Origin of the sequence: Clostridium beijerinckii, assembly GCF_018223745.1 — a bacterium.
In the GTDB taxonomy this organism is placed as follows: Bacteria; Bacillota; Clostridia; order Clostridiales; family Clostridiaceae; genus Clostridium; species Clostridium beijerinckii.
In genome coordinates, this window is sequence record NZ_CP073653.1 from 98,731 (window position 1) to 117,645 (window position 18,915).

Annotated in this window: 14 protein-coding genes; 11 read left to right on the forward strand and 3 right to left on the reverse strand. The window is 29.7% G+C overall.

Annotation, left to right across the window (positions count from 1 at the left end; translation table 11 throughout):
• Window positions 1-487 precede the first annotated feature (487 nt).
• From asnS to murC, 3 genes are all read right to left on the reverse strand, one after another.
• Window positions 488-1,882 (reverse strand): asparagine--tRNA ligase, encoded by a 1,395-nt coding sequence (gene asnS, locus KEC93_RS00440; RefSeq protein WP_023976816.1) that lies wholly within the window; start codon window positions 1,880-1,882, stop codon window positions 488-490.
• 332 nt (window positions 1,883-2,214) lie between these two features.
• A complete protein-coding gene (locus KEC93_RS00445) occupies window positions 2,215-2,913 on the reverse strand; it encodes a metallophosphoesterase family protein (RefSeq protein WP_023976799.1) in 699 nt (232 codons plus the stop codon).
• Window positions 2,914-2,949: 36 nt separating this feature from the next.
• Entirely contained in the window at window positions 2,950-4,329 is a 1,380-nt protein-coding gene (gene murC / locus KEC93_RS00450) for a UDP-N-acetylmuramate--L-alanine ligase (protein ID WP_077868640.1), read from the reverse strand.
• A 287-nt stretch (window positions 4,330-4,616) separates the two neighbouring features.
• Here murC and purR point away from each other — a divergent pair, with 287 nt between their 5' ends.
• From purR to KEC93_RS00505, 11 genes are all read left to right on the forward strand, one after another.
• Window positions 4,617-5,432: a pur operon repressor gene (gene purR / locus KEC93_RS00455; RefSeq protein WP_011967444.1), complete on the forward strand. Its 816-nt coding sequence runs from the start codon at window positions 4,617-4,619 to the stop codon at window positions 5,430-5,432.
• A gap of 330 nt (window positions 5,433-5,762) precedes the next feature.
• The gene (gene spoVG / locus KEC93_RS00460) at window positions 5,763-6,038 is read left to right on the forward strand and encodes a septation regulator SpoVG (protein ID WP_011967445.1); all 276 of its coding nucleotides are present in this window, start codon (window positions 5,763-5,765) and stop codon (window positions 6,036-6,038) included.
• A 195-nt stretch (window positions 6,039-6,233) separates the two neighbouring features.
• Window positions 6,234-7,601 carry a bifunctional UDP-N-acetylglucosamine diphosphorylase/glucosamine-1-phosphate N-acetyltransferase GlmU gene (gene glmU, locus KEC93_RS00465; protein ID WP_023976797.1) on the forward strand — a complete coding sequence of 456 codons (1,368 nt, stop codon included), beginning with the start codon at window positions 6,234-6,236 and terminating at the stop codon, window positions 7,599-7,601.
• Window positions 7,602-7,648: 47 nt separating this feature from the next.
• Window positions 7,649-8,614: a ribose-phosphate diphosphokinase gene (locus tag KEC93_RS00470; protein ID WP_011967447.1), complete on the forward strand. Its 966-nt coding sequence runs from the start codon at window positions 7,649-7,651 to the stop codon at window positions 8,612-8,614.
• Window positions 8,615-8,932: 318 nt separating this feature from the next.
• Window positions 8,933-9,619 (forward strand): response regulator, encoded by a 687-nt coding sequence (locus tag KEC93_RS00475; protein WP_011967448.1) that lies wholly within the window; start codon window positions 8,933-8,935, stop codon window positions 9,617-9,619.
• On the forward strand, window positions 9,620-11,041 hold the full coding sequence (locus KEC93_RS00480; RefSeq protein ID WP_077868641.1) for a HAMP domain-containing sensor histidine kinase: 1,422 nt from the start codon (window positions 9,620-9,622) through the stop codon (window positions 11,039-11,041).
• A 22-nt stretch (window positions 11,042-11,063) separates the two neighbouring features.
• On the forward strand, window positions 11,064-11,639 hold the full coding sequence (pth, locus tag KEC93_RS00485) for an aminoacyl-tRNA hydrolase (RefSeq protein ID WP_011967450.1): 576 nt from the start codon (window positions 11,064-11,066) through the stop codon (window positions 11,637-11,639).
• Between the two features lie 14 nt (window positions 11,640-11,653).
• Complete coding sequence (mfd, locus tag KEC93_RS00490) at window positions 11,654-15,154, forward strand: transcription-repair coupling factor (protein ID WP_077868642.1); 3,501 nt, start codon at window positions 11,654-11,656, stop codon at window positions 15,152-15,154.
• 288 nt (window positions 15,155-15,442) lie between these two features.
• On the forward strand, window positions 15,443-16,477 hold the full coding sequence (locus tag KEC93_RS00495; RefSeq protein ID WP_023976795.1) for a peptidylprolyl isomerase: 1,035 nt from the start codon (window positions 15,443-15,445) through the stop codon (window positions 16,475-16,477).
• A gap of 255 nt (window positions 16,478-16,732) precedes the next feature.
• A complete protein-coding gene (gene spoVT, locus KEC93_RS00500) occupies window positions 16,733-17,281 on the forward strand; it encodes a stage V sporulation protein T (RefSeq protein ID WP_011967453.1) in 549 nt (182 codons plus the stop codon).
• A 95-nt stretch (window positions 17,282-17,376) separates the two neighbouring features.
• Window positions 17,377-18,912 (forward strand): putative polysaccharide biosynthesis protein, encoded by a 1,536-nt coding sequence (locus tag KEC93_RS00505; RefSeq protein ID WP_077830337.1) that lies wholly within the window; start codon window positions 17,377-17,379, stop codon window positions 18,910-18,912.
• Window positions 18,913-18,915 lie beyond the last annotated feature (3 nt).

Genomic DNA, 18,915 nt, shown 5'->3' on the forward strand with positions numbered 1-18,915 from the left:
ACTAAATTTAAGGAGATAATCAGCTTTTGGTTATCTCCTTAATTAATTTTATAAATAAAATTATACTAATATCTGAATTATAATATGTATTATGTATAGATAATCAATACAATATATACAATTTTAAATATTGTTAGTACATGTAATGTTTTTATAAGCGAATATTAGATTAATTGCCATATAAAAGACATATAAAAGAATACTCAAGTATAGATTACAGATGAAATAAATTTTAAATAAATCTATAGAAGTATAATAGCCATATAAAGATATTCAAGCAGAATACAAGGTGGAAAAATTTAATATAAATATGTTTTGGATTAGTTCATAAATCTTAATTTGCTAACTAACTTGATAGAATTTTAAATGCAAAGTTACTATTGCAATATATATATTAAATTAATCATTACATAATATCAAAAAAGGAGCTATCGAATTAATCGATATACCCCTCTTTATTGATAATATAAAATTAACAGTTAAGTAATTAGAACTCGCTTGTTCCAGGAGTTCTAGGGAATGGAACTACGTCTCTAATATTAGTCATTCCTGTTATATACATAATTAATCTTTCGAAACCTAAACCAAAACCAGCGTGCTTAGTTTCTCCATATTTTCTTAATTCTAAATACCACCAGTAATCATCTTCAGATAGGTTTAATTCAGTCATTCTATCTTTTAGCACATCTAGTCTTTCTTCTCTTTGGCTACCACCTATAATTTCTCCGATTCCTGGTACCAAAAGATCAGTAGCAGCTACTGTTTTTTCATCATCATTTAATCTCATATAGAAAGCTTTAATATCTTTAGGATAGTCTGTTACAAATAGTGGCTTTTTAAAGTGTTCTTCAGTAAGATATCTTTCGTGTTCTGTTTGTAAATCAATGCCCCATGATACATCGTAATCAAATTTCTTTCCACACTTTTGTAGTATTTCAACAGCTTCTGTATACGTAACTTTAGCAAAATCTGATGAAACTACGTGATTTAATCTTTCTAATAAACCTTTATCAATAAATTGATTAAAGAACTCTAATTCCTCAGGACATTCATCCATAACATATTTAATAACATATTTAAGCATATTTTCAGCAAGGTCCATATCATCTTGTAAATCTGCAAAGGCAATTTCAGGTTCAATCATCCAAAATTCAGCAGCATGTCTTGTAGTATTTGAATTTTCAGCTCTGAATGTTGGTCCAAATGTATAGATATTTCTAAACGCTAAAGCAAAGCATTCAGCATTTAACTGACCAGATACAGTAAGATTAGTCTCTTTGCCAAAGAAATCCTTGCTGAAATCTACACTTCCATCTTTACTTAATTCAGGAGTTTTAGGATCAAGTGTTGTTACCCTAAACATTTCTCCAGCACCTTCACAATCGCTACCAGTTATTATTGGTGTGTGAGTATACACGAAATTTTGATCTTGAAAGAACTTATGTATTGCATAAGCAGCAACAGAGCGAACTCTAAAAGTTGCAGCAAATGCATTACTTCTAGGCCTCAAATGAGCTATTGTTCTTAAGTATTCGAAAGTGTGTCTCTTTTTTTGAAGTGGATAATCAGAGTTTGACATACCCTCGATAATAATATTCTTAGCCTGAATTTCAAAAGGTTGTTTTGCTTCAGGAGTAGCAACTAAGATACCAATAACTGAAATTGATGAACTTATAGGTAATTTAGATATTTCTTTGAAGTTATTTAACTTATCGTCAAAAACTACTTGAATATTTTTAAAGAAAGAACCATCATTAACTTCTATAAATCCAAAAGCGTTAGATGATCTTAAAGTTTTTATCCAACCTGATATTGTTATTTCCTTTGATAAGAAATCATCAGTATTTCTGTAAAGACTTCTAATTAAAATTGATTTTGCCATATTGCATGACCTCCATTTTATAATTAATCTTGTGATCAAAACATATTATTAATGAAAAAAATTTTTCACTATTTTAAAATATCATTTATGTAACCTATTACCCTTGATAATAAATAGATTTTACAATACTTTTTTTGTGAATGCAACTTAGGACCTGTCCCTAAACATATAATAAACCAGTGCCTTAGAGCGTCTGAGTATAAATAATACGTGAAATAAATATATAAACTACGAATATATGTAATTTATCATAAAAAAGCTTTATTTTTTATAGTAAAATTATAAAAAATAAAGCTTTTTTTATATTAAGAGTATTTATTTAACATGCTTGTCTATTCTAAGCCGTTTTCAAAACTCTGAATCAATTCTTTTGGAAAGTTTAACATTGTCATATCTTTAACTATCCTTTTATATGCGTAGGAAATTTCTTTTATCTGAACTTTCATTCCATCTTCCTTACTGATATTTAAAATACAATAAGTGCTATTTGGCCTACCAATCTTAGGCTTTCCAACACTGCCAGAGTTTATATATACCTTATTTTTAAAATCCTTCATTCCAGGTATATGCGTATGTGCACAAATTAATACGTCGTTAGAAATGGAGTTCATAACTTCTGAAGTATTATCTCCGTCCTTTAAGAGATATTCATCTATTTTATCTGGACTTCCATGAACAAATAAGAGACTTTTATTAGCAATATTCAAGGTTAAAGTTGAAGGTAAATTAGCAAGAAATAGTCTGTTTTCTTCTCTTAATTCTTTAACTGTCCAAGGAAGAGAAAAAGCATTAATAGGAGTTTCTCTTATATATGAATATTCATTATCAACTACAGAACTATCATAATTTCCTCTTATGCAAAGAATATGACGTCTCCTGATCATGGAAATTACTTCGTTAGGGTGAGGACCATAACCAACCAAATCTCCTAGGCAAATAATTGTATCAACTTTCTCAATATCAATATCTTCTAAAAGATTAATAAGAGCATAGACATTAGCATGAATATCTGAAATTATTGCTATTTTCATGAGCATTCCTCCTAAGTTATTTAGCAAATTAAGTATTTAGGATTTTAGGTATTTTTCCCCAACAATAACTACATCACCAGCACCTACTGTTAATAGCAAGTCACCAGAAACTAGTTTTGATTTTACGTAATTAAGTGCTTCATCATGTGAGTGAACATTGATACATTTCAATCCTTTATTTCTTAATGCATCACCAAGTTCGTCAGAAGATACAAGTCCAGTATTTCTCTCTCTAGCTGCATAGATGTCCATTAGTATAAGTTCATCTGCATCATTGAAACATTCTGTAAATTCATCAAATAGGGCCTTTGTTCTAGTATAAGTGTGAGGTTGAAAAATACAATAAGTCTTATTATGATTCATTTGTTTAGCAGTACTTAATGTGGCTTTAATCTCTGTAGGGTGATGAGCGTAGTCATCTATAACAGTTACACCATTTAATTTTCCCTTATATTCAAATCTTTTATGCGCTCCTTTGCAGTTCGATAATCCTTCAATAATACAGTCATTAGAAATATTAAATATAAGAGAAACACAAATCGAAGCAAGGGCATTCAATATATTATGCTTACCTGGCACATTTAAAGTAATATTGAATAAGTTTTTACAGTCCTTATACACATCAAAAGTGGCACAACCATTTGTATTGAAATGAATATTTTTAGCAGTTAAATTAGCATTGTCACTAAATCCATAACTTAGAGTATTGCAATTTGTCTCAGACAGAATTTCATTTACCCTTTGATCGTCAGCATATCCAACAAGATAACCATCTTCTGGGATAAGTCTTGAGAATTGTAAAAATGTATCAGCAATTTCATCTATATCTTTATAGTAATCAAGATGATCAGAATCAATATTTAGAATTATTCCAACGTAAGGTGGGAATTTTAAAAATGAACGTTTATATTCACAAGCTTCAGTTAAGAAATATTCACTATTACCAATTCTGAAATTTCCTCCAATTGCATCTAATTCACCACCAACTAAGATAGTTGGATCTAAATTATCAGCAAGTGTTATATGAGAAAGCATGGATGTACATGTAGTCTTTCCATGAGTTCCAGATATTGCAACACTGTATTTATGCCCCTTCATAATTTGCCCTAAGAATTCAGCTCTGTCCATTAATGCAATATTTTTTTCCTTGGCTTCTAAAAGTTCAGGATTATCAGATGGGATTGCAGCGGTATAGACTACTAAATCTACATTATTAATATTCTCTCTTCTATGACCTATGTAAATTTCAGCACCTGAAGATCTTAATTTATCAATGATTGCAGAATCCTTAAAGTCAGAGCCAGATACACTATAACCACTATTTAATAAAACAGCAGCAAGTCCGCTCATACTAATTCCACCAATGCCAATGAAATGAATTTTTTTATCTTTATCTTTTATAAAATTGAAAGACAAATGATCAACTCCTTTTTAATTAATAAAACTAAATGTTATTATAAGTTCCAAAATTTGAGTATAGAATTTTTAGTTTTATACTTTAACTATAATTATATACATTTTTCAAAAAATCAACCATAGTAAAAAATAAATACACAATATTTTATGCATATTTAGCGAGTTTGTGAACAAGTTATAAATATAAATTAACTTTATAACTAAAAATATTGATATTAACTTGAAATTAGCATAAAATATGAATATTAAAGCGATTTAATATAAAAAAAATTCGTGTGGGTGATTTTATGGAGAAGTTTACAAGAAATAATAGGGTAGTTGCCATAACAAAAATATTATTAGAAAACCCAAATAAAATATTGGGATTAAATAAATTTTCAGAATTACTAAATGCAGCTAAATCTACTATAAGTGAAGATATTGTTGTTGTTAGAGAAATTCTAGAAAGACTTGAAATGGGTAAAGTTGAAACAATTGCAGGAGTAGCAGGTGGGATAAAATACATTCCTCAAAGTGGCGAAGAAGAGAAGAAAGCTTTTGCATTAGAATTATGTCAGCAATTAAGTGATGATGGAAGAGTTATACCGGGAAATATAATATATATGACGGATCTAATGTATGATCCTAAGATAATAAATAAAGCAGGAGTCATGCTTTCATCGTGTTTTCAAGGAAAAGAGATTGATTATGTAATAACGGTAGAAACTAAAGGTATTCCTTTAGCTTATGAGGTTGCTAGAAATTTAGGCGTACAATTAGTTATTGCTAGAAGAGATAGTCAAGTAACGGAAGGTCCTACAGTTACTATAAACTATGTATCAGGAAGCAATGGAAGATTGCAACAAATGTCTCTATCAAAAAAGTCCATGAAACCATCAAGTAAATGTATATTCATTGATGATTTCATGAAGGGTGGAGGAACTGCAATAGGTATTAAGGACTTATTGAAAGAGTTCGATAGCGAGCTAGTAGGAATAGGAGTATTAGTCGATAATAAACAAATTGAAAAAAAATTAGTAGACGAATATGTTTCTATTGTAGAGTTAAAAGCTGTTGATAAATCAGCAATTATAGGGATACAACCTTCAAAAACATTTTCTTAAAATTAACAGAAAATTTTACTCTAAAGATGCCGCGTAATTCCAAATACTTTTAATTCAGTATACATATAAATGAACATTAAATTTGTAGATAGGCCCAACAAGAAAAATATTGATTTTATGGTAAATATTTATTGTTACTTCAAGTTGTCGTGAATAGAAATTGTTCTGAAATTCAAATAGGACAATCCCAGAAATTTGGTATTTGTATAAGATTACACAAAAAAATAAATTTTATAAGGATTTATCAAATATAAAAAAGGAATTTAGAAATTTGTGGAGAAATTATATAATATTAAATATTTTTAAGGCAACTGGGAGGGGTGGAGTAAAATGCAAATAACAGATGTTAGGATTAGAAAAATTGCATCAGAAGGTAAAATGAAAGGAATAGTTTCTGTCACATTTGATAATGAATTTGTAGTTCATGATATCAAAGTTATAGAAGGACAAATGGGTTTATTTATTGCTATGCCTAGTAGAAAAACACCAGATGGAGAATTTAAGGATATAGCTCACCCAATAAATACAGAAGCAAGAGAAAAAATACAAACTGCAATTTTAGAAGCTTATGAAAAAGCAGTCTCAGAAGAAGTTGTAGAAGGCTAGGATTTTAACAAAAGGAAGTTTTAATAACTTCCTTTTGTTTTGTCATAAAGTATTTCTATAGCCAAATATTAAATGTACTAATGGGTTGAAATAAGAGTAGCTTTCCAATATAATTAAATTGATATGAATATTTAACCGATTATTGTAAGTAAATAATCGTGTTAATATAAATTTATAAATGAGGTGTGGTATATAATGTATAAATGTGCACTGGTTTTAGCAGCGGGTCAAGGTAAAAGAATAAAATCTGATTTACCTAAAGTATTGCATAAAGTATGTGGTAAAGAAATGCTAAAACATGTTATAGATTCGATAAGAAAATCAGGAATTGATGATATAGATGTAATTATAGGGAAAGGTGCTGAGCTTGTTAAAGAGAGAACATTAGATAGAAATGTTAGTTATTCAATGCAAGCTGAACAATTAGGAACTGGTCATGCTGTTAAGTGTGCTGAAGAGTTCTTAAAGGATAAGAAAGGAGTAGTCGCAATTTTTACTGGTGATACTCCTTTAATAAAGCAATCAACAATTGAAAGGCTATTTAATGAACATATAGAAGCAAAAAATTCAGCAACTATATTAACAGCAATAGTTAATGATCCTACAGGTTATGGAAGAATAGTAAGAACGAATGACGGCGTATCAAAAATTGTAGAGCATAAAGATTGCACTGAAGAAGAGCTTAAGATAAACGAGATGAATTCAGGAATATATTGTTTTGATATTGAGCTACTTGTAGATGCGTTAAGTAAGATAACAAATAATAATGGACAAGGTGAATATTATCTTACAGATGCTATAGGAATATTAAAATCTCAAGGTAAAAAAATAGGTGCAGTCGTAACTGAATATGAAGAAACTATAGGAGTAAATTCAAGAGTTCAGTTAGCAGAAGCAGAAGAAATACTTAAGAATAGAATAAATCTTATGCATATGGAAAATGGAGTTACTCTAATTGATCCTAGAACAACATATATAGGGATTGATGTTGAAATAGGCAAAGATACAATAATATATCCTAATAATATTTTAGAGGGAAATACAAAGATAGGTAATAACTGCTTAATTTATCAAAATTCAAGAATTGTTGATAGTAATATTGGTAATGAGGTAGATGTTCAAGCTTCAGTTATATTAAATAGTAATATTGGTGATAATACTACTGTTGGTCCGTTTGCGTATATAAGACCAGAAACTACAATTGGTAAGCATGCAAGAATAGGAGATTTTGTAGAAATAAAGAAATCTACTATTGGAGATGGAACTAAAGTCTCTCACTTAACTTATATAGGAGATGCAGAAGTGGGATCGGAATGTAATTTCGGATGTGGTACAGTAGTTGTAAATTATGATGGTAAGAATAAACATAAGACTATTATAGGAGATCATAGCTTTATAGGCTGTAATACCAATTTGGTATCACCTGTCACAATTCACGATAATACTTATATTGCGGCAGGATCGACCATTACATCTGAAGTAAAAGAAGGTGATCTTGCAGTTGCAAGAGCTAAGCAAAGAAATATCAGTGGATGGGTAGATAAAAAGGGATTAAAAAAATAATTTTTTAATAATAAATCAGCCAAAATTTTAAGGAGGTCTTCTCAATTATGATAACTCATGGAAGAAATATAAAAGTATTTACTGGAAATTCGCACTCACAGTTAGCTCAAGATATAGCAGAGATTTTAGGAGTTCCAGTAGGAAACTCTAAGGTTTCAACTTTTAGTGATGGTGAAATATCTGTTGATATTAATGAAACTGTTAGAGGGAATGATGTGTTCATAGTTCAATCTACATCTTCACCTGTTAATAACAATCTAATGGAATTGCTAATTATGATTGATGCATTTAAAAGGGCATCAGCGGGTAGAATTACAGCGGTTATTCCATATTATGGATATGCTAGGCAGGATAGGAAAGTTAAATCAAGAGATCCTATAACTGCAAAACTGGTTGCAGATTTATTGACTGCAGCGGGAGCAAACAGGGTCTTAACTATGGATTTACATGCATCTCAGATTCAAGGATACTTTAATATTCCAGTAGATCATTTACTTGGAGCACCAATACTTGCTGAGCATTATATATCAAAAGGATTAGTAGATCAAGATGATGTTGTTGTAGTTTCACCAGATTTAGGAAGTGTAACGAGGGCAAGAAAATTTGCGGATAATTTACATGCTCCAATAGCAATCATAGATAAGAGAAGGCCAAAGGCAAATGTTTCAGAAATAATGAATATTATTGGTGATATTGAAGGAAAAAGATGTATATTAATTGATGATATGATAGATACAGCAGGAACTATTGCAAATGCAGCGAATGCACTTAAGGATTTAGGGGCTAAGAATGTATATGCTTGCTGTACACATGGAGTATTGTCTGGCCCTGCAATGGACAGGATAAATACTTCAGCAATTGAAGAATTAGTACTATTAAATACAATTCCGTTAAAAGAAGGTAACGATAATAGCAAAATTAGATCTATATCAGTAGCTCCTTTATTTGCAGAAGCAATAAAGAGAATTTATGATGATCAACCAATAAGTAAGTTATTTGAATGTCAACAATAAATAATAATTTAAAGAGTTTTTAAATAAATAAGATATTGAAAGGAATGTATATTTACTCTAAGTAATTAGGGTAAATATATATTCTATTTTTTATAGTTAAATAAATTTATTTTATTAAGTCAATATTAAGATTGTAAACGAGAAAAGTTTTATGATTTAATTAAAATAGGATCTATTAAATAATTATTATACTTATATATTTTTAGAATATTTATTATAATTAAAGGATAATTTTGTTTTCTATAATAAATAGTATATTTATGTTATATTAGGATATGAATGCTTATGCAATAGTAATAAATTAAGGAGGAAAGAAGAATGGATGGAGTTACAACCAAGGTTCTGATTGTGGATGACGATGAAAACATTAGTGAAGTTATAGACATGTATTTAAAAAGCTCTGGATATAATACAAAGATAGCCTTGAATGGTAAAGAGGCTCAAGAATTTTATTTAGAATATAATCCAGATATTGTCTTGCTTGATGTTATGATACCGTATATAGATGGAATTGATATTCTAAAATGGATACGAAAACAGAAGGAAACTCCAGTTATAATGATTACAGCAAAGGGGGACACCTTTGACAAGGTTTTAGCACTGGAAATTGGTGCAGATGATTATATAGTAAAACCTTTTGAACCTAAAGAGTTGTTAGCCAGAGTAAAAGCTGTATTAAGGAGATATTCTTCAGAGAATATTAAAAATGAAGTAATAAAATTAAGTGATTTATCAATAGATTCAACTTCGTATAAAGTTATATATAATGAAGAAGAAATAAAAATGCCACCAAAGGAATTTGAACTATTATATTATTTGGCTAATAATAAAAATAAAGTTTTTACGAGAGAGCAATTACTTTGTGAAGTATGGGGATATGATTATCCAGGAGATTCTAGAACTGTAGATGTTCATATAAAAAGATTAAGAGAAAAATTAAGTAGTGGAGAACAGTGGGAAATCCAAACAGTATGGGGTGTTGGTTATAAATTTGAGGTAAATTAAATGAAAAAGAGTGGAAGCTTACTTCAAAAACTTATAATAACATTTATAGTTATTTTGACTATTGTTTTAGTTTCATTAGCTTGGTTATTATCTATATGGTTTAGAATAACATATTTTACTGAAAAGAAGGTGCAGTTTCAGAAAGATGGAGAGTATATATCCGAATCTATAAAAACATACAATTCTAACAAAAATTCATTGGAATATGATAAATTACAGGCTATAGTGGATATGTCAAGTGTTGGAGCAAATGCTGATATTACTGTTTCTGATAAGTTTGATAATATATATATATACTCCAAAACTTCAAGTACTAAGGAGATAGACAATAAACCAGAGAATCTAGATAATAGTAAATATTCTTTATTGGATGGAAAGCCAGTAGAGTATATTGGAGATCGTTACACCTATATATATCCGATATTAGAAGATGATGAGTTTCAAGGATATATTGTCATGACAGCTCCTTTATCAACAATAGGTAAACAGTTGCATAGAATATATCTTATTGTATGGATATCGGCATTAGGAGCAATGGTATTTGCATCTGTAGTTTTATCATTAGTTTCAAAGAAAATATTGATTAATCCTTTAGCTGAAATAAACAAGGCAGCCAAAAGGTTTGCTAATGGAGAAGTTAATAAAAGAGTTCATATAGAATCGTGTGATGAGATTGGTGAGTTGGCAAGCTCATTTAATATAATGGCGGAGTCTTTAGAAAAGGTTGAGAATAATAGAAGAGATTTTATATCAAATGTTTCTCATGAGTTGAGATCACCAATAACTTCTATAAAGGGATTTATTGCTGGAATAATAGATGGAGTGATTCCAAGGGATAAAGAAGGATATTATTTAGACATAGTATACAGTGAGATAAAAAGACTTACAAGATTAATTAATGATTTACTAGATTTATCAGCCATTGAATCAGGTAAATTAAAATTCAATATGAGAAAGATCGATATAAATGAGTTAATTAGATTATGTGTTATAAATAATGAACAAAAGATAAGAGAAAAGCAAATAATGTTAAAAATAGATTTGAAAGACCAGAATTGTTATGTAAAAGCTGATGAAGATAAGACAATGCAAGTCATAACTAATTTATTAGATAATGCAATAAAATACTGCGGAAATAATGGAATTATAAGAATTAGTACATATTCCAAGGGTTCTAAAGTATTTGTTGAGATATATAATAATGGACCTAAAATTGCAGATGAAGAAATAAGGCATATATGGAATAGATTTTATAAATCAGATAAATCTAGAACAAACAAAGTTAGTACTGGACTCGGATTGCCAATAGTAAGAATGATAATTATGCAACAAGGTGAGGAAGTATGGGTCAAGAATCATCCTAATATAGGAGTCACATTTACATTTTCTCTTACAAAATATAAAAATAATAAGATTAGATAAGAGCGCTAAGGAGGACACAAGTATGTTTTTAATAGTAGGTCTTGGAAACCCAGGGAATGAGTATGAGAATACAAGACATAATATTGGTTTTAAAGTTATTGATAATATTGCAAAAGAGTATAATATTGAAATAAACAGGCAAAAATTTAAAGGTATGTATGGAGAAGGTTTTATAAATGGAAAAAAGGTTATGCTTTTAAAGCCAACTACTTACATGAACTTAAGTGGTGAAAGTGTAAGAGAAGTAGTTGATTTTTATAATCTTAACAACGATGAGATACTAGTTATATATGATGATATAAGTCTAGAAGTTGGAAAATTAAGAATAAGAGAAAAAGGAAGTGCTGGAGGGCATAATGGAATAAAGAGCATTATAGCACATTTAAATAGTGAAATTTTCTCAAGGATAAAAGTAGGGGTAGGACAACCTAATGGAGATTTAGTAAAGCATGTATTAGGTAAATTTACAAAAGAAGAAACTGCTATTCTAAGTGAAAGTATAGAAGCGTCCACAAAGGCGGCGGCGGAAATAATTAAAAATGATGTTAAGACAGCTATGAATCAGTTCAATGGATTCAAGGCGAGTACAACAGTTTAAGGAAGGTGCATGGGATGAGATTAAAAGGGTTATTGGAGCCCTTGGAAAGTAGTTTAGAATTTCAAGACATAATACAAGGGATTGAAAGTAAAAGATACCCTATTGGTATATATGGTGCATCTGAATCAGGTCGAGGATACATTATAAGTGGAATATTTGAAAATACTAACAGATCAATTGTGGTTGTAACTCAAAGCGATATGGAGGCAAAAAATCTTTATGAAGATTTGATATTTTATACTAGTGAGGTATATTATTTTCCAGTAAAGGAAATGGTTTTCTATAATATTGATGCTATCTCTGGAGATTTGAGATGGGCAAGATTAAAAGTAATAAATGAAATATTAAATAATAAGAAAAAAATAATAGTGACATCAATAGAAGCTTTTGCTGCAAAATATACTCCTCATAATTTATTTTTGGAATACAGCATGAAATTTAAAGAAGGCGATGAAGTTAATCTTGCCGATATATCAAAGAAATTAATTCAATCAGGTTATGAAAGAGTGGAAATGGTTGAGGGCAAAGGACAATTTTCACTTAGAGGAGGCATATTAGACGTATTTCCAACAGGTTCAACTTATCCATATAGAGTTGAACTTTTTGGCGATGAAATAGAATCAATAAGAACTTTTAATACAGAATCTCAACGAAGTATTGAGAAAGTTAAAAAGATAGATATTTTCCCTGCAAAAGAAGTAATAGTTTCAGAAGAGATGTTAGAGGTTGGAAGAAATAAACTTAAGGAAGAGTTTAATAAAATTGCTGAAAGTGATAAAGATAGTGAAAGAGTAGAAAAACTAAGAAAAATATTAAATAAAAACTTAGAACTACTAGAAGAGACTTCGTCTTTTGAAACAATAGATAGTTATCTTCCGTACTTTACCAAAGAAACAGAAAGTCTTTTTGATTATTTTAAGAATTATTTATTTATAGTAGATAATGTTCAAAGATGTAATGGAAAATTAGAATCAACTTATTTAGAGTTTGAAGAAAATTTCACAGCTTTTTCTCAAAGAGGAGATATATTTCCCGGGCAAGGAAATTTATTAATAAATAAAGAAGAAGTATTAGAATCATTTGAAGATGAAAAGATTGCTTTTATCGAAGCATTGACAAAAGTTTCTGGCTGGCTAAAGCCACTATCAATAATAAATGTAGCTCAGACAACATTAAATAACTATCAAGGTCAGCTAGATTTATTAATTGATGAAATATTAGGTAAAAAGAATTTAGGATATAAGACACTAATTTTATCAGGAACTCGAGCTAGAGGGGAACGTTTAGTTGGAACATTAAGAGACAGAGGGATAGAAAGTGTCTACAAGGATACTGTTGATAAAATTGAGCATGGTGAAGTTGTAATAACTTTTGGTAATCAGTTGAGAGGATTTGAATATCCACAATATAAAGTATGTATAATATCAGATAAAGAAGTATTTGGTGCGGCAAAGAGAAAATTAAAAAGTAGTAAAGCAAAGAAAAAGGGAATTTCTAAAATCAAGAGCTTTGCGGAATTAAAGCCGGGAGATTACGTAGTACATGCAAATCATGGTATCGGAGTATACAAAGGAATTAAACAAATAGATGTTGGAGGGCATAAAAGAGATTATTTAGATATTGTTTATGATAAAGGTGATAAATTATATGTTCCAGTAGATCAATTAGATTTAATTCAAAAGTATATTGGAAGTGAAGGAAAGTCACCTAAAGTTAATAAACTTGGAAGCGCTGAATGGCAAAAAGCAAAAGCAAAGGCAAGAAAATCAATAAATGAAATAGCTGAAGATCTAGTTAAGCTTTACGCAATGAGAAGTACTGTAAAAGGACATAAGTTTTCCAAGGACACTGAATGGCAAAAACAATTTGAAGATGAGTTTCCGTTTGAAGAAACTCCAGACCAATTAACATCACTAGAAGAAATAAAGATAGATATGGAATCTGATAAACCTATGGATAGACTTTTATGTGGAGATGTTGGATACGGTAAAACAGAAGTTGCTATAAGGGCTGCATTTAAAGCAGTAATGGATGGAAAGCAAGTTGCTCTTTTAGTTCCAACTACCATTTTAGCAGAGCAACATTATAAAAATATAAAAAATAGATTTTCAGATTTTCCGATAAAGATAGACATGGTTAGCAGGTTTAGGACAGCGAAACAGCAAAAAGAAATACTTCAAAAGGTGAAGGAAGGTAATTTAGATATTTTAATAGGTACTCATAGATTGGTATCTAAAGACATTCAATTTAAAGATTTAGGCTTATTAATAGTAGACGAAGAGCAAAGATTTGGAGTTAAGCAAAAAGAAAAGATTAAGGGAATTAAGAAAAATGTTGATGTTTTAACTCTAAGTGCAACTCCAATTCCTAGAACCCTGCATATGTCGCTAAGTGGAGTTAGAGATATTTCAGTCATAGAAACACCACCAGAAGAAAGATACCCTGTCCAAACATATGTTGTTGAACAAAATGATCAGCTTATAAGAGACGCAATTCTTAGGGAAATAGGTAGAGGCGGCCAAGTTTACTTCGTATACAATAGAGTGGAAGATATCGAAAGGATGGCTAAGTATGTTCAATCGTTAGTTCCAGAGAGTAAAGTCGGAATTGCTCATGGTCAAATGGCAGAAAGACAACTTGAGAAGGAAATGTTTGACTTTATGTCAGAAGAGTATAACGTATTAGTTTGCACTACTATAATAGAAACTGGAATGGATATTCAAAATGTAAATACTATAATAATATATGATGCAGATAAGATGGGACTTTCTCAGTTATATCAGCTTAGAGGTAGAGTTGGAAGATCAAATAGAATTGCATATGCGTATTTGCTATATACTAAGGATAAAGTATTAACAGAAGTTGCTGAAAAAAGGCTTAAAGCATTAAAGGATTTCACTGAATTGGGCTCTGGTTTTAAAATAGCTATGAGAGATTTGGAAATTAGAGGTGCAGGTAATATGATGGGATCTTCTCAACATGGACATATGGCCTCTATAGGATATGATCTGTATTGCAGAATGCTTGAAGATACTGTTAAACTTCTTAAAGGTGAAATTCAAAAAGAACCTATAGAAACAACCTTAGATATAAAAGTAGATGCCTTTATATCAGAAAATTATATAGAAGATGAAATTCAAAAAATTGAAGTTTATAAGAAAATTGCTGCAATTGAGGGATTAGACGATTATAGTGATATCAAAGAAGAACTAGAAGATAGATACTCTAAGATACCAGAACCTGTGTATAATTTAATGGATATTGCTTATATAAAGAGTAGAGCTAAATCTATATTCATTGAAGAGATAAAAGAAACTCCAAAAGAATTATTGTTCAAGTTTGCACAAGGTGAAAGTGAATATAAAAATATATTTAAAATATTGATGGAAAAATATAAGAATAGCGTAGTATTAAAGTTTGGTTCAAACCCTTATTTCGCATTTAAATTAAAATATATTAAGAAGGAAAATAAATTGGAGTTTCTGAAGGAAGTTTTCGATGACATAATATTGTAACAAATCTATGATATAAAAGAAAAGTAGAAGAAATAAAATAGTGTAAAAAATTTGAATTATAAAAGCAATATTGATATACTAATGTTATGAATTTTTACAGTAAAAAACCTAAAAGAATAATATCGTCCGACAAAAATTAATTTAGCTTTTCAAATTTCGTTTTATAATTATAGAAAGTTTTGTTTAAGTAGAATTTGAAAAGTGATTTTAGCTTGTCTAAATTATATATATTTATGTGGAAAGTTATTTTTTAGTGGGTTTAAATCTAGAATAAGCGAGGGGAAAACTTTGAAAAAATTAAAAAAATTTGTTGCAGCTTTAGCTATGGTGACAATTGCGGTATCAGCTATGGGTTGCAAAATGATTGAGAAAACACCAGAAGCGATACAGAAAACAGTTCTTGCAACAGTTGGAAATGAAAAAATAACAAAAGGTGATTTAGATAAAGAAATGGAAAAGTATACTGCACAACTAAAACAGCAGTATGGAGATAATTATGAAAGTAATGCTCAAGTTAAAGATCAGTTGCAACAAGCAAAAAAACAGGAATTAGATAGCTTAGTAACTCAAAAAGTAGTATTACAAAAGGCTACTGAGTTAAATCTTAAGCCATCTGATGATGATATAAATAAGCAAGTTGATGATCAAATAGCTCAAATTAAATCCCAATATTCAGAAGAAGGACAATTTGAAAGTGTTCTAGAGCAAAATGGATTGACTGAAGATCAGCTAAAAGATGTTGTAAAAAATAATGTTATAATGCAGGCTGTTCAACAAGATATAGTGAAAGATATAGAAGTTACTGATGACGATGTTCAAACATATTATAATGAAAATAAGGATTCAAAATATACACAAGGAGCTGGAGCTAATGCATCGCATATTTTAATAGCTGAAAAGGCTAGTGATGGATCAATAGATTATGATGCATCATTAACAAAAGCTAATGCTATAAAATCAAAATTAGATTCCGGAGCTGATTTTGCGAAATTAGCTAAGGAGAACTCAACAGATGCAGCAACCAAAGATAATGGTGGTAGTTTAGGATTTGTAGCATACAACTCAACACAATTAGTTACTGAATTTATGGATGGGTTTAAGAATTTGAAAGAAGGGGAAATTTCAGCGCCAGTAAAGAGTCAGTTCGGATATCATATAATTAAGGCTACTGGATTAAAAGACTCACAAGTAACTCCTTTTGAACAAGTTAAAGATCAAATAAAATCATCATTATTACAACAAAAGCAACAAGATGCTTTAAGTGCTAAGATTACAGAATGGAAAACAGACCTAAAAGTAAAAACTTATGAAGATAAATTATAATACTAAAATATAATTAGGTATCTATTAATAATTTAGCTATTTAATAATGAAAGTTAGGACTACTTTGAAATATCTCTGATTATTCAAAGTAGTCCTATTTTTGTTTCTACTATATGTATTACATTGAAATAACAGCATTTATATTAACAAAAAAATAATTAATATAAAATTTGTCTATAAGTGTATAAAATTTCTAGAAATTCAAATAATAATAGTGCAACCAATTAATAGAGTTCAAAGGAGGTTATATAACCAATGAAGGCAACAGGAATTGTTAGAAGAATTGATGATTTAGGAAGAGTAGTAATACCAAAGGAAATAAGGAGAACTTTAAGAATAAGAGAAGGAGATCCTTTAGAAATTTTTACCGATAGAGATGGTGGAGTAATTTTAAAAAAATATTCACCAATTGAAGAACTTACTAACTTTTCAAAGGAATATTGTGAAAGCTTGCAACAAGTTATAGGTCATGTAGTACTAATAGCTGATAAAGATGCATTTGTTTCAGTAAGTGGAGCACCAAAAAAAGACTACATAGAAAGAAAAGTAAGCAGTGAGCTAGAAAAGATAATGGACGGAAGAAAAACTGTATTATTAAATAAAGCTGATAACGCAGTAATACCATTACATAATGATGACGATGAAACAGAGTACACTAGTCAAGTTATATCACCAATCATAGCTGAAGGTGATGAAATAGGAGCTGTAATTATTCTTTCAAAAGAAGATGGAGAGCTTGGCGAAGTTGAAACAAAGCTAGTTGAGACAGCTGCAGCATTCTTAGGCAAACAAATGGAGCAATAATACTTATAAATAACCACATTATGAAAATAAAAGGAATAATACCTCCAAACTTACAATAATAATTAATTAGTAACATGTAAGTTTGGAGGTGTTTTATGAAAAAACAATCCCTAATAAGAGGGAGCATAATTCTTGGAGTTGCAGGAATATTAACAAGATTTTTAGGTCTATTTTTTAGATGGCCACTAATAATGTTAATTGGAGATGAGGGAATTGGATATTATCAAATGTCATACCCGCTGTATATGTTTTTTATAGCTATGGCTTCTGGAGTTCCAGTTGCAATTTCTAAGATGATATCAGAAAAGAATGCAACAAATGATATATATGGAAGCTTTGAAGTAATGAAAGAATCTGCTATTTTAATGACAATAATAGGGACAGGCACAACTTTAGCGTTATTCTTTTTTGCAAAACCAATAGTATTATTTTTGAAGTGGGATACAAAAGCGTATTATTCATTAATCGGAATATCATTTGCACCAATTGTAATATCATTTGTAACTATATTTAGAGGATTCTTTCAAGGGCTGCAAAATATGACTCCGTCAGCTATATCACAGATAATAGAGCAGATTGGTAGAGTCATATTCGGTGTTGGACTTGCTGTATTTTTACTACCTAGAGGCATAGAGTACTCAGCAGGTGGTGCAGCATTTGGAGCAACTGCGGGAGCTGTTCTTGGAGGAGCTTATTTATACTCGAATTATAAAAGAGTAAAGAAACGTTATGCCATTAAAAAAATAAAAAGCAATCCAGAAATATTAAATACTATATTAAAGATTGCAATACCAATATCATTAGGTACTACAGTATCAAGTATTATGAATTTAATAGATTCCATTTTAGTACCACAAAAACTATTAGATGCGGGCTTCACAAATGTACAATCAACTGTATTATATGCGCAATTAACAGGTAAAGCGTCTGTAATCGTAAATATTCCATTAACTCTTTCTATGGCTATTTGTACATCTCTAATTCCTATCATAGCTGAGAATTTCATACTTAAGAAGCAGAAAGAGCTAAAAGGCAAAATAGATGCATCTATGAAAATGGCATCAGTAATTGCTATTCCGTGCACTTTTGGGTTATTCTTTTTAGCTGAACCAGTAATGAAGTTTATATTTCCAGGTAGGTTTGAAGGAATAGAGATATTAAAATATTTATCATTAACAATTCCTTTTATAATAATTACTCAAACAACAACAGCAATACTACAAGGAACAGGGCATTATATAAAACCTGTTATTAACCTCCTGATTGGATGTTTGATTAAAATTGTATTAACATGGGTATTAGTTCCTATGCAAATGTTTAACATATATGGTGCTGTTTTGGCGAGCTTTGGAGCTTATTTAACAGTAAGTATTTTAAATATAATGATGATGAAATTTACACTAAGAGTAAGACTTAACTTATACGAAATATTAATAAAACCTTGCTATGCATCCAGTATTATGATGTTAATTGTATTAATAAGTTATAATATTTTATATAAGAATACAATTAGTAATGGAATATCTTGCTTGACATCTATATTTTTGGGTATGATAGTATATATTATAATGATAATTGTATTCAAGGTATTTAATGTTGAAGAAATAAGAGATAGATTTAAAAGAAAGTAAAAA